This is a genomic window from Maricaulis sp. D1M11 (genome assembly GCF_047308265.1).
GTDB lineage: Bacteria > Pseudomonadota > Alphaproteobacteria > Caulobacterales > Maricaulaceae > Maricaulis.
The window spans coordinates 517,234-528,790 of sequence record NZ_JBKQWY010000001.1; the positions used below are offsets into that span (position 1 = coordinate 517,234).

At 60.7% G+C, this 11,557-nt stretch carries 14 protein-coding genes and 1 pseudogene; 5 read left to right on the forward strand and 10 right to left on the reverse strand.

Annotated elements, in window-relative coordinates; translation table 11 throughout:
• Positions 1 to 243 precede the first annotated feature (243 nt).
• The 5 genes from RMQ97_RS02450 (at position 244) to RMQ97_RS02470 (ending at position 4,997) form a co-directional block, all read left to right on the forward strand.
• A complete protein-coding gene (locus tag RMQ97_RS02450) occupies positions 244 to 1,617 on the forward strand; it encodes an alginate export family protein (protein WP_413659242.1) in 1,374 nt (457 codons plus the stop codon).
• Positions 1,618 to 1,672: 55 nt separating this feature from the next.
• Positions 1,673 to 1,873, forward strand: a complete 201-nt coding sequence (locus RMQ97_RS02455) for a hypothetical protein (RefSeq protein WP_413659243.1) — start codon at positions 1,673 to 1,675, stop codon at positions 1,871 to 1,873.
• A 129-nt stretch (positions 1,874 to 2,002) separates the two neighbouring features.
• Complete coding sequence (locus tag RMQ97_RS02460; RefSeq protein ID WP_413659244.1) at positions 2,003 to 3,067, forward strand: LacI family DNA-binding transcriptional regulator; 1,065 nt, start codon at positions 2,003 to 2,005, stop codon at positions 3,065 to 3,067.
• A 2-nt stretch (positions 3,068 to 3,069) separates the two neighbouring features.
• A complete protein-coding gene (locus tag RMQ97_RS02465) occupies positions 3,070 to 4,515 on the forward strand; it encodes a sodium/proline symporter (RefSeq protein ID WP_413659245.1) in 1,446 nt (481 codons plus the stop codon).
• Between the two features lie 140 nt (positions 4,516 to 4,655).
• Positions 4,656 to 4,997 (forward strand): MerC domain-containing protein, encoded by a 342-nt coding sequence (locus tag RMQ97_RS02470; protein ID WP_413659246.1) that lies wholly within the window; start codon positions 4,656 to 4,658, stop codon positions 4,995 to 4,997.
• 14 nt (positions 4,998 to 5,011) lie between these two features.
• Here RMQ97_RS02470 and glp read toward each other — a convergent pair whose 3' ends face one another.
• The 10 genes and pseudogenes from glp to modA form a co-directional block, all read right to left on the reverse strand.
• On the reverse strand, positions 5,012 to 6,193 hold the full coding sequence (glp, locus tag RMQ97_RS02475; RefSeq protein WP_413659247.1) for a gephyrin-like molybdotransferase Glp: 1,182 nt from the start codon (positions 6,191 to 6,193) through the stop codon (positions 5,012 to 5,014).
• On the reverse strand, positions 6,190 to 6,675 hold the full coding sequence (moaC, locus tag RMQ97_RS02480; protein ID WP_413659248.1) for a cyclic pyranopterin monophosphate synthase MoaC: 486 nt from the start codon (positions 6,673 to 6,675) through the stop codon (positions 6,190 to 6,192). The genes glp and moaC overlap by 4 nt, the downstream gene beginning before the upstream one ends.
• Before the next feature lie 3 nt (positions 6,676 to 6,678).
• Entirely contained in the window at positions 6,679 to 7,203 is a 525-nt protein-coding gene (moaB, locus tag RMQ97_RS02485; protein ID WP_413659249.1) for a molybdenum cofactor biosynthesis protein B, read from the reverse strand.
• A complete protein-coding gene (locus tag RMQ97_RS02490) occupies positions 7,200 to 7,664 on the reverse strand; it encodes a molybdenum cofactor biosynthesis protein MoaE (RefSeq protein WP_413659250.1) in 465 nt (154 codons plus the stop codon). Before RMQ97_RS02490 ends, moaB begins: the two co-directional genes overlap by 4 nt.
• Before the next feature lies 1 nt (position 7,665).
• Entirely contained in the window at positions 7,666 to 7,911 is a 246-nt protein-coding gene (locus RMQ97_RS02495; RefSeq protein WP_413659251.1) for a MoaD/ThiS family protein, read from the reverse strand.
• 9 nt (positions 7,912 to 7,920) lie between these two features.
• Positions 7,921 to 8,943, reverse strand: coding sequence for a GTP 3',8-cyclase MoaA (gene moaA, locus RMQ97_RS02500; RefSeq protein ID WP_413659252.1), 1,023 nt, complete (start codon positions 8,941 to 8,943; stop codon positions 7,921 to 7,923).
• 82 nt (positions 8,944 to 9,025) lie between these two features.
• Complete coding sequence (locus RMQ97_RS02505; protein ID WP_413659574.1) at positions 9,026 to 9,655, reverse strand: TOBE domain-containing protein; 630 nt, start codon at positions 9,653 to 9,655, stop codon at positions 9,026 to 9,028.
• A pseudogene (locus RMQ97_RS02510) lies at positions 9,646 to 10,099 on the reverse strand (ATP-binding cassette domain-containing protein); the annotation flags it as partial. The gene RMQ97_RS02505 and the pseudogene RMQ97_RS02510, both read right to left, overlap by 10 nt.
• Complete coding sequence (gene modB / locus RMQ97_RS02515) at positions 10,096 to 10,755, reverse strand: molybdate ABC transporter permease subunit (RefSeq protein WP_413659253.1); 660 nt, start codon at positions 10,753 to 10,755, stop codon at positions 10,096 to 10,098. The pseudogene RMQ97_RS02510 and the gene modB, both read right to left, overlap by 4 nt.
• A complete protein-coding gene (gene modA / locus RMQ97_RS02520; RefSeq protein WP_413659254.1) occupies positions 10,752 to 11,525 on the reverse strand; it encodes a molybdate ABC transporter substrate-binding protein in 774 nt (257 codons plus the stop codon). Before modA ends, modB begins: the two co-directional genes overlap by 4 nt.
• Positions 11,526 to 11,557 lie beyond the last annotated feature (32 nt).

Genomic DNA, 11,557 nt, shown 5'->3' on the forward strand with positions numbered 1-11,557 from the left:
ATTATTGCTCTGCCGTACACGGACATGTTTGCTAGCCTGCAAGCGCGAACATGTTTCCGCTTGGACTTCGGCTTGGCCCACAGCGCCTCCCCACCGACAGAGGTTGCCGTGGGTCGGGCTGAGGCGTGTGTTTCCTGTTACACTTTTCCAACAAAGCGCCAACTCGCGGATTCGTGCGTTGCCGGATCGACGATTCGCCATCACAACGCGCCAAAGTTTGCAGCAATGTCATCGGGGTCTGACATGTCCGCGCGATTATCCTCCACTCTTGTCGTCTCATTCACACTCGCAGGCCTGGTGTCGCCGACCGCTTTTGCGTCCGATCCGGCTGATACATCGGGCATGTTTACGCTGGATGTGTCCGGCTATACGCGGTGGCGCTATGAGACAACCGACGGGCGTTTCCGGGGCGGACGCGAAGGCTCGGACCAGGCGGTGTCGGGGCGCACGCTTCTGACGCTGTCCCTAGATAGCGAACCGGTTGATGTCACATTAGAATTTGTCGATTCCCGCGTCTATTTCGAGGATGAGGGGTCGCCGCTCTCCGTGAATAACGTCAACACGTTCGACATTCTGGAAGCCAATGCCGCGTTCAATCTGGACGAGCTGATGGGCGAGGGGCGTGGCGGTTATCTCAAACTGGGTCGTATGACCCAGACCTATGGCAGCCGGCGCCTGGCGGGGCGTAACGGCTATCGCAATACGATCAATGCGTTCACCGGGGCGGAATGGCAGGTTGAAGGCGCGGATGACTGGTCGCTTCGCACATTCTACGTCGTACCGATCGACCGTTTTCCGAACGACCGGGCCTCCCTGCGCGACAATCAGCAGGATTTCGACGAGGAAAACTGGGATCAGCAATTCTGGGGTACGTTTTTCAATTATGAGCCTGATCGCTGGAACGCCAGTCTTGATCTCTATTTGTTCGGGCTGACCGAACAGGACACGGATGAGCGCCCGACCGCAGATCGCGAACTGTATACGCCCGGTGTTCGATACTTCCGGGCGCCTTCTGCAGGTGTCTGGGATTTTGATTTTGAATATGCCTACCAGTTCGGAGAGCGCCGGGCCGGGCGGGATGACACCACCCCGATGCTGGACGTCTCGGCATCCATGCTCCACGCGGAAGTCGGTTATTCCTTCCAGTCAGCCTGGTCGCCGCGTGTGAGCCTGGAAGCGGAATGGGCTACGGGCGATGATGATGCGGCTGATGGTGAGTGGGGTCGTTTCGACCCGCTTTACGGCCTCAGGCGTCGTGATTTTGGCCAGACAGGGATCGCCGGGCCGCTGCGCCGTCAGAATGTTCAGGCGCTGGGGTGGCGTGTCTCAGGTCGTGAGGGGGATTTCCGCTTCATGTTCCTGCACAAAGCCGCCTGGCTGGATAGCGAAAGCGATCTCTGGCGTGATGCCGGTTTGATCGATGCCGCGGGTCAATCCGGGGATTTCCTGGGGCATCACCTCGATGCGCGCTTCTACTACAGCCAGTCATCGACCGGGATCGACTGGGAGTGGGGCACGTCTAGCTTCGTCAAGGGGGAGTTCGCCGAGGATGCTCCGGGCGCCTCGACCACCGGCAATACGCTCTATGGCTATCTGATGGCGACTTACCGCTTCTGATTGAGGGGCCCGCGACGTCATCACCGTTAGCGGCTCCTGCGGCGGCGGGAGTGACATGGTCTTCAATGAGGCCCATGGCATGAAGAGCATGCTCAACGAGCGGGAATCGACACACATCTTTATTGCGGAGCTAAGTGACGGGTCGACCGAACCCGAAGCTCGTTACGACGTTGTGGGTCGTTTCGAGGCTGTGGAATCCAATATCGACACCTCAATCGATTGCTCATGCGTACGGCAAGCCAGGCCCTGTGGTTGAGGGTTTCTATTGGGGCATGATCAGGCGGAATTTACAGGTTTTCGGGTGTTTCCTGCATCGAAATGATGAAACCCCGGGCAAGCCATGACATTGTTGCGACAGATGTCGAATGACTGATCGGGGGGGCGCATGGCGCGATCACGCAGACGAGTAAGCTGGCAAAGTGGTGCAACCATCAAGGATGTGGCGCGGGAAGCTGGTGTGTCGTCGATGACAGTCTCGCGAGTCCTCAACAAGGTTGGCAGTGTGCGTGACGAGACGCGCGAACGTGTTATGGCCGCGGTGAAGGCGCTGGACTATAAGCCGAATTTCTCGGCGCGCAGTCTCGCCAAGGCCCGGTCATTCCAGCTCGGTCTTTTCTATGACAACCCGTCTGCGGGATACATCTCCGAATTCCTGACCAGCGCTGTTCGGGCGTGCCGTGAGCAGCGTTATCACCTCGTTCTCGAGAATTGCGGTGCCACTGAGGACGACTGGGCTGATGCAATCGAAAACAATCTCGCCGAAGCCAATTATGATGGCATCATCATCCTGCCGCCAGTCAGTGATTTTACAGGCGTGATCAATGCCATCGAAGCGCGCGGCATTCCCTATGTGCGGATTGCTCCGACGCTTGAGAGTACGTCAGCTCATTCCATCACAATCAATGATGAGCAGGCCGCCCAGCAGATGACAGCGGCTATGATTGCAGAAGGGCATAGGCGAATTGGCTTTATCAAGGGCCATCCGGATCACGGGGCCAGCGAAGCGCGCTTGCGCGGTTTCATGGCGGCCCATGAGGAGGCGAAGCTGGAGCTTGATTCCGAACTCATGGTCCAGGGTTATTTCTCCTATCGTTCCGGCCTGGAGGGCGCCGAAAGCCTGCTCAATCTGGATGCGCGTCCGACGGCCATCTTTGCCTCCAATGACGACATGGCCGCTGGGGCCCTGGCGGCGGCCCACCGCTTTCGCATGAATGTGCCAGACGAATTGAGCGTGGTCGGGTTTGATGACACGCCGCTTGCTCGCGCCGTCTGGCCCGCGCTGACCACCATGCGTCAGCCGATTGCCGACATGGCCGAGAGTGCCGTGGAGGTGTTGATCCAGTCGCTGTCCTCAAAAAGGACGGAGGCCGATCGTGTTCCGCCGCAACACAGGATTTTGCCGTGTGAACTGATTGAGCGGGAATCTCTCGTTCCGCCCGCCCGGGACTGATCATGACAGGACAAACCGCACTCATCCTGACCAGCCTGGTCGTCTACAAGCTGGTTTTGGTGGGCGTTGGGGTCTGGGCCAGCCGACTGAACCGGTCAGAGAGTGATTTTTTCCTCGCCGGGCAAGGTCTGGGCCCGTTGGTCGCCGGCTTGTCCTATGCAGCATCCACATCTTCGGCCTGGGTTCTGCTGGGCTTTTCCGGCTTTGTCTTCACAACCGGCCTGTCTGCACTCTGGATGATCCCGGGTATCTGGATGGGCTATGCGGTGATGTGGCTCGGGCTGGGTCGACGGCTGCGTGAGGAGACGGCACAAGAAGGCCACGTCACCCTGACCGATTTCATGACCGCCCGCACGGCCGGTACCGGGCGTCTTGTGCTGCGTCTGGTCTCAGCCCTGCTGATCCTGTTCTGTTTTGTGTTCTATATCGCGGCCCAGTTTGGTGCGGCCGGCATCGCTTTCCAGTCGGAATTCGGACTGGGGCGCACGGAATCGGTTCTGATCGGTGCGGGAGTGGTTCTTGTCTATGGCCTTCTGGGCGGATTCTGGGCCGTCAGCGTAACAGACACGCTGCAGGGCCTGGTCATGGCGTTGATTGCCATTCTCCTGCCCGTTGCCGCCTTGCTGGCGGTTGGCGGTCCGGCGGGCCTGGCCGCAGGCCTTTCAACCCTCCCTGTCGAGGGTTTCGCGGATCCGTTGGGCGGGATGGGTCTGTTCGCCTTCCTAGGGTTTGTCGTGGGGGTGAGTGGTGTCGGCCTGGGGCCGTTTGGCCAGCCTCACCTGATGTCCCGTCTGATGGCTGTGCGTGATGATAAGTCCCGACGTCAGGGCTTTGCGATCGCGATGGTTTGGGCGGTGGTGATCTATCTGGGCATGGCGGTTCTCGCACTGTCGGGTCGCGTGCTTGTGGGCGAGTTGGCGAATGGCGAGACGATTTTCTATCGCCTTGCGGCTGATCTTCTTCCTGCTGCACTGGCAGGTATTGTGATCGCCGCGGTCTTGTCCGCCGTGATGTCGACCGTGGATTCCATTCTTTTGTCGGCTGCGGCGGCCGTGTCTCACGATATGGGCATCAATTCACGCTTTGCCGGACACGAAGTGCTGGTGTCGCGTATTGTGATGTTTGTGATTGCCGTCCTGGCCATTGTCATGAGCCTGACGCTCGACTCCACCATCTTCAATCAGGTTCTGTTTGCCTGGTCGGCCCTGGGGGCGGCGTTCGGACCGATTGTCATCATGCGTGTGATCGGGCGTGAACCATCGGCGCCAGCACTTCTGGCCGCCATGTTGACCGGGTTTGCGCTGACGGTTGTTTTCTATGCGCTTGGGCAATCGGGAGGTGAAAGTGTGCTCCACGATCTCGCCGCTTTGCCGGGCGATCCATTCGAGCGGGTATTCCCCTGGGGACCGGCCCTGCTGATCCTGTATCTCGGTCAGTCTCGCGCCTGACTCTTCTATTGGGCCAACACAGAATCCCGCTTGCTCGCCGGTCCTGCGTGACTATATATCGCTACGTTATTGTGTAACGCGACCGAGGCAAGGCATTGGCTGACAATTCTGCAAATTCGACCCCGTCACTGGCGGCTGACATGACCGGCATGGGACTGTCCCTGGTCTGTCTGGTTCATTGCCTCGGCCTGCCGCTGGTCATGACAACCGTTCATGGTCTGGCGTGGACGCAGCATGTGGCCTTGCATGTGCTTCTCGCGGTCAGCGCAATTTTGGTCGCCGCCTGGGTGTATCGCCGGACCCCGAATGCCCGCCATCGCGGTGTGTTCGTTACGCTTGCGGCAATCGGTATTGTCGCACTGTTCGCGGGTGTGTTCTGGCCAACGGAACTGGGTGAGCGCGTGATCACGATTGGCGGTGCGCTTGTGCTGGGTGCGGCCCATTTTTTCAACTGGATGATGATGCGGCCCCGCAAGGCCTGATCTGGACGCGGCTGTTACCGGGTGAAGTCCAGCCACTCAATCGATGAGCCGGCCGAGGCCGCCGGCGCGTCAACCTCTCGGACAATCAACCCGTCTGCGCCGATCAATCGCGTGAGGGCCGAGGAATCCTGTGTGTCGACCGGGTGAATACGCCCGGCTGCGTCACGCCGGGCGCGCATGAAATGTGCACGATTGCCATTGGCCTCCAGATCCGCGCCCAGCTCGGCCGTTGCATAGAGGGGCAAATCGGAGCCGCCCTGTAACACCGCCAGAGTGTGCCGGAGTGTGATTTCGGCCATGACCCAGGCGGACACCGGATTGCCCGGCAGTCCCAGCACACGGGTTTTGCCCAGTCGACCAAACCAGGTGGGTTTGCCCGGTCGAACGCGGATTTTTTCAAACACCAGATCTCCGCCGAGCCGGGCGAAGGCCGGACGCAGATGGTCGTGATCCCCCACGGAGGCACCACCGACCGTGACAATCAGATCGGCGGATTGCGCCGCGTCGCGCAGTAGGCGGCTCACGGTGTCCCGATTGTCCCGGGCATGGTGGGTCGACACGAGCTCACCGCCCCATTGCGCCAGGCGAAGTCCCAGGCCCGGTGTCAGACTGTCGATGATCTGGCCGTCGGCAGGCTGTGTGCCGGGTGCGACCAGTTCATCGCCGGTGGTGACAAGCACAACGCGCGGCGCGGGGAAGACCGGCAAGCGGGCATACCCGGCGGCCGCGGCGAGTGAGATGTGGCGGGCTTCAAGGCGCGAACCGGCCTCCAGCACGGTCTGACCTGATTGAAAATCAAGACCCGCGCGACGAATGTGTTGACCGGGGTGCGCCGTCGCATCGAACTGTACCGTGTTTGCGTCGCGCTGAGCGTTCTCCTGGATCACGACCTGATCGGCTCCGACCGGCAGAACAGCCCCTGTCGATACCCGAATGGTTTGTCCTGCTTCCAGGACATGAGAAGACGCGTGCCCGGCGCGCGATTCATCCACCAATCGAAGTGGAAGACCGGTCAGATCCGAGGACCGGACCGCATAACCGTCCATGGCCGAAGCATCAAAGGGCGGTTGTGTCAGTCGGGCCTGCAGCGGTTCCGCCAGACGGCGTCCAAGGCTTTGCGACAAGCCCACTGACACGGGTTCGAGCGCAGATGTGTGTGCGCTGATCCGGGCCAGCGCCTCCTGCAGTGCGATCATGCGGGGGCTCGCTGGTAATCGCCCGATTGACCACCGGACTTGGCGACCAGGCGCACAGTCTCAATCTCGATGGCCTTGTCGAGTGCCTTGGCCATGTCATACAGCGTCAGCGCTGCCACAGAGCAGGCTGTCAGGGCTTCCATCTCCACCCCTGTCTTGCCGTCTGTACGGACCTCTGACGAGATGTGAAAGCTCAGCGTATCCGGTTCGGGGTCGATGGCCAGCTTCACCTTGGTGACGGGCAGTGGATGGCACAGGGGGATGAGATCCGAGGTCCGTTTGGCGCCCATGATCCCGGCCAGTTCGGCGGTCTGAAGGGCATTGCCCTTGGGCCCCTGACCCTGGGCGATGGCCGTGTAGGCTTCGGACGACATGCGGACCCGCGCTTCTGCCCGGGCGGTGCGAGTGGTGACGGGTTTGTCGCCGACATCCACCATGCGTACACGACCGGTTTCGTCCTGATGGGTCAGTCCCTTGGACATGTGCTAGCGCTCCGTGAGGCGGGGAATGAGTTCGACCAGATTACAGGGTTTGTGGGTGCGGTCGAATTCATGTCGCAGGACCTGGTTCCAGGCATCCTTGCAGCCCCCCTTCGAACCCGGAACGGCGAAGATATAGGTTCCACCAGCAATGCCCCCACAGGCACGCGATTGCAGGGTCGACACCCCGACCGACTGGAAGCTGATCTGGTGGAAGACGACGGCAAACCCGTCGATTTCCTTGTCAAACAGCGGACGTACGGCCTCTGGCGTCACATCCCGTCCTGTAATGCCGGTCCCGCCCGTCGAGATGATGGCGTGGATGCGCGGATCATCGATCCAGGCGCGCATCTGGGCCTGAATGGCGTCGATATCGTCCGGTGTGATGGCGTGATCCACAATGGCGTGACCATCTGCTGTGATCGCTTCACGTAGCCACGGCCCGGTCTGGTCGGTCTCTTCTGTCCGCGTGTCCGACACGGTCATGACAGCAAAGCCTAATGTCTCGGGTATGTTGGGAGTCTCGCTCATTCTATCGTCTCCTGCCAGTGGCGGGCGCGATTCTCATCGCTCGTCCGGGCTTCGACCCAGCGTGTGGTGTTGTCGAAATGCTCACGTTTCCAGAAGGGCGCTTCTGTCTTGAGAACATCGATCATATAGGCGACCGATTCCAGTACCGCGACCCGGTGCGCAGAGCGCGCACCCACAAATACAATCGGCTCACCCAGAGGCATGAGGCCGGACCGGTGATGGATCATGGCGAGCTCCAGCGGCCAGCGTTCCTGCGCTGTGCGGGCGATCTGCTCGAGCGAGAGGCGGGTTACCGGTTCATAGGCTTCAAGCTCGAGGGCGGTCAGCCCTTCACCGCCCCGAACACGACCGACAAAGCTGGAAATGGCACCGCTGCTTGCATCATCTTCCTGCAGGCGATCATGCAGGCGAGTGAGGTCAAGCGGAGAGGTTGTCACTTCCACATCGATGAATGGGATCATGTCATCCACCGGTAAAGGGCGGACACGCGGCAAACCGCGCATTGTCCGGGATTTCGGTCTGGGCATCCACGATGGTGTCGTTATGGATGAAACGCAGGGAGGGAGCGGTCAGCTCATCGAGCGCGCCCTCGCGTTGACCGATATCCGTCATGATGTCGGCAATGCGGCGAGCCGCACCGTCATAGGCATACGGATCCGAGCCCATTCGGTCGCGCAAAGCGGCGACAAATTCAACGTAGATCGTCATGCGGGAAGACTAGCCTCCTGTGTGGGCCATGTCGCGCGGGACATGGCCGGCGACGCGATCTGTGCCGATGGCAAAGTCATGCGCCCGGGGTTTGATCTGCATGGCCTCATCCAGAGCGCGCTCAACGGCCAGACGTCCGCCGTCCCGCAAGGCCGCACGTAAGTCCACGCGGTCGAGTTGGCCCAGACACAGATAGAGCTGACCGGTACAGGTCAGTCGAACCCGATTGCAGCCTTCACAGAAATTCTGGGTCAGCGGCGAGATGAAGCCCAGCCGGCCCCCGGTCTCTTCGACCCGGACATAGCGCGCCGGCCCGCCGGTGGAATCGGAGACATCGGTGAGTGTCCAGCGTTCTTCCAGGGTTTGACGAACAGATTGCAGGGAGAGGAACTGATCCGGACGCGCCTCGTCGACCTCGCCCATCGGCATGATTTCGATCAGGCTGAGATCATAGCCCCGACCATGGGCCCAGGCGACGAGGTCGGGGATCTCACGGGCATTGCCATTGGCCAGTGCCACCGTGTTGATCTTGACCTTGAGCCCCGCTTTGTCGGCGGCATCCAGGCCGCGCATCACTGTGTCGATCTCGCCGATCCGGGTCAGGCGACGAAAGTGATCTGCATCGAGGGTGTCTAGGGAGACATTGATACGCTCCACGCCCGACGCCGCCAGCTGATCCGCATAACGATCCAACTGGGTTGCATTGGTCGTCAGGGTGAGTTCCCTGAGGGGGGTCACATGACGCCATTGACCGATATGTTCGATCAGCTTGACCACATCCCGGCGGACCAAGGGTTCACCGCCCGTGATACGGATCTTGGTCACACCACGCTCGATGAAAATTGCGCAAAGCGTTTCCAGCTCTTCCAGGGTGAGGACTTCGCTCTTGGGCAGGAAGGTCGGGCGAGCGGACATGCAATACGTGCAGCGAAGATCGCATCGATCCGTCACAGACAGGCGCAGATAGGAAATCGTTCGGCCAAAACCATCGATCAACGGCGTCTGGCCGGAGGTGTCATCATGCGCGCTCATGCAGAAGAAGTTAGTCGAGCTTTGGCTGTGTGCAATATCAACACGCGCCAATTCCACTCACGCCGCAGTGAGGCTCCTGTCATCACATGCGGGCGAGAGGGTCGGCAAGGTGGGCGGTTCGGATCAGGGCGAACACGTCGGACCCGGGTCGCAAGTCGAGCGCTTTCAGGGCGTTGTGCGTGATGCGGGCTTTCAGTCGCTGGTCGTCCGCGATGAGATGCACATGAACCTGGCCCATATGAGCGGCGCTCTCGCAGACCGTCTCGATCCGACAGGGGATCTGGTTCTGGATACTCACACCCTCCACCGGATCACGCGACAAGGCCACATCACGCGCCAGCAAGCGCAGACGGATCCTGTCTCCCGTCTTCCGATGCGGCAGTCCGGGCAGATGGAGGGGCTGACCGGCCAGTTCAAGTGCACTCAACCCGTTTTCATTCATGGGGATTTGCAGGACAGCCGTGATGAGGACACCGGTCTCGATAAAACCGGCTTCGGCCAGGTCGTCGCGGGCAAAAAACCCGGATGCGGATTGGGGAGTGCCCAGCGCGCCGGCCTGCATCCATGTGATCTGATCGGCCAGATAGGCCATTTCATCGATATTATGGCTGATAAACAACACGGGTAGCGCATGGTCGTGCGCCAGTTCTGACAGGGCCGGTATCAGCTGTCGGCGCGTGGCTGTGTCCAGGGCCGTAAACGCCTCATCCATCAGTAAAAGGCGCGGTTGCCCAAGAAGGGTCCGGGCCAGCGCGAGCCGCTGAGCCTCACCTCCGGACAGAACACGCGCCGGGCGATCTAGCAAGCGACCCAGTCCCAACCATTCAACCAGGGTACCGCGATCGAATACACCCGAGGGATTGCGATGTTGGGCAAAGTCCAGATTGCCGCTGACACTGAGATGTTCAAAAAGGCCGGGTTTCTGGGTGACAAAGCCGATCCGGCGCATGTGGGGCTTGATCAAATCTAGCCTGTCACCCTCCAGCCGGATCTCTCCGTCTTTCACGCGATCATACCCGGCCAGGAGCCGCAATAATGTGGTCTTGCCGGCTCCATTTGGACCGGCTAGCGCTGTGAACCCGTTCAGATGCAGGGACTGCTCGATATTGAGGGTGAAATCGCCCTGGCGGTGGGTCAGCTGAATATCCAGTTTCATGATGTTCGCTCCTGGCGCCGGTTCAGCACGAACAGGGCCGAGAGAACGACAAAGGCGAAGACCAGAAGTCCGGCCGACAACTGATGCGCCGACGCATAATCCAAGGTTTCGACATGTTCGTAGATGGCAATGGAAATGACGCGGGTGTGACCCGGAATATTGCCACCGACCATCAAGACAACACCGAATTCGCCCAGCGTATGAGCGAAGGTCATGACGCCGCCCGTGAGCAAGCTTCGCCGGGCAAGCGGCAGGGCCAGGCTGAAAAACCGATCTATGGGCCGGGCACCGAGGGCCGTGGCGGCCTCGAACGGGGCCGACCCGAGGCGTTCGAAACCGGCCTGGACGGGTTGCACCATGAAGGGCAGGGAATAGAGCAGGGAGGCGACCCACAGGCCGGTGAAGGAAAAGCTCAGCGTGTCACCGGTCAATGTGACCCAGATCGCCCCCACCGGATTGTCCGGTGCGAAGAGGATAAGCAGGTAAAACCCCAGCACGGTCGGCGGCAAGACCAGGGGCAGGGCGGTTATGGCCTCGATGAGGGGTTTGGCGGGGCTGCGGGTCTGCGACAGCCACCAGGCGAGCGGCACACCCAGTACAAACAAGCCGACTGTGGTGGCGAGCGCCAGGGTCAGTGAGAGCAGGACCGGATTCATTCGGCTGGACCCGGTGCATGTGTGGCATACCCCAAAGACTGGATTTCGGCCTGGATATCATCCCGGATCAGAAACATCAGAAACTCGGCAGCCGCGTCGGTTGCGTCGCTGCGGGCCAGAATGACACCCCCCTGATGGATCGGGTCGTGCAGGGTTTGCGGCACAGGCCAGGCACTGCCTGAACGTGTCGTGTCGAGGCCCATCCATTGGGATCGAGCGATGAAACCCGTCTGAGCGGACTGTGTCGCGACCATGGCAAAGACCTGACCCACATTCTGGGCGGTGAGCTGGCGCTGCTGGGATGGCGGATCCGGCTGAAGCCGGGCGAGGACCTGGTGCGCGGCACGGCCATAGGGGGCAAGATCGGGATTGGCCAGGGCGAGGCGACGCACCCTCCCCTCAATCAGTTCAGCCTGGATATCCACGCCGGGACGCGCAGACCATAGGACCAGGGCGCCACGTGCATAGATGACCGGGTGATCACCCAGGGCTTCGTGATCGTCGATCAGGCGCTGGGGGCGTTGCATATCGGCAGAGAGGAAGACGTCATAGGGCGCGCCCTGACGGATCTGGGCATAGAGCGATCCGGACGAGCCCGCTGACAGCACCAGCTCATGTCCAGTCTCGGCCTCGAAGAGAGGAGCAAGGTGTTCGATGACCGGATTAAAATTGGTCGCGTAGGCGATGTGCAGCCGGTCTGCACTGGCTGAGGACAGGCCCCACAGACAGGTGAGGCCCAGACTGACGACATGAAAAAGGGCGCGGATCATGTCTGATACATGAGCCACGCCCCTCATCCTGG

Bases quoted from the DNA above. Each gene is read 5' to 3' on its own strand.
- RMQ97_RS02450 (WP_413659242.1), top strand. From the start codon at position 244: ATGTCCGCGCGATTATCCTCCACTCTTGTCGTCTCATTCACACTCGCA.
- RMQ97_RS02455 (WP_413659243.1), top strand. From the start codon at position 1,673: ATGGTCTTCAATGAGGCCCATGGCATGAAGAGCATGCTCAACGAGCGG.
- RMQ97_RS02460 (WP_413659244.1), top strand. From the start codon at position 2,003: ATGGCGCGATCACGCAGACGAGTAAGCTGGCAAAGTGGTGCAACCATC.
- RMQ97_RS02465 (WP_413659245.1), top strand. From the start codon at position 3,070: ATGACAGGACAAACCGCACTCATCCTGACCAGCCTGGTCGTCTACAAG.
- RMQ97_RS02470 (WP_413659246.1), top strand. From the start codon at position 4,656: ATGACCGGCATGGGACTGTCCCTGGTCTGTCTGGTTCATTGCCTCGGC.
- glp (WP_413659247.1), bottom strand. From the start codon at position 6,193: ATGATCGCACTGCAGGAGGCGCTGGCCCGGATCAGCGCACACACATCT.
- moaC (WP_413659248.1), bottom strand. From the start codon at position 6,675: ATGTCCAAGGGACTGACCCATCAGGACGAAACCGGTCGTGTACGCATG.
- moaB (WP_413659249.1), bottom strand. From the start codon at position 7,203: ATGAGCGAGACTCCCAACATACCCGAGACATTAGGCTTTGCTGTCATG.
- RMQ97_RS02490 (WP_413659250.1), bottom strand. From the start codon at position 7,664: ATGATCCCATTCATCGATGTGGAAGTGACAACCTCTCCGCTTGACCTC.
- RMQ97_RS02495 (WP_413659251.1), bottom strand. From the start codon at position 7,911: ATGACGATCTACGTTGAATTTGTCGCCGCTTTGCGCGACCGAATGGGC.
- moaA (WP_413659252.1), bottom strand. From the start codon at position 8,943: ATGAGCGCGCATGATGACACCTCCGGCCAGACGCCGTTGATCGATGGT.
- RMQ97_RS02505 (WP_413659574.1), bottom strand. From the start codon at position 9,655: ATGGATGAGGCGTTTACGGCCCTGGACACAGCCACGCGCCGACAGCTG.
- modB (WP_413659253.1), bottom strand. From the start codon at position 10,755: ATGAATCCGGTCCTGCTCTCACTGACCCTGGCGCTCGCCACCACAGTC.
- modA (WP_413659254.1), bottom strand. From the start codon at position 11,525: ATGATCCGCGCCCTTTTTCATGTCGTCAGTCTGGGCCTCACCTGTCTG.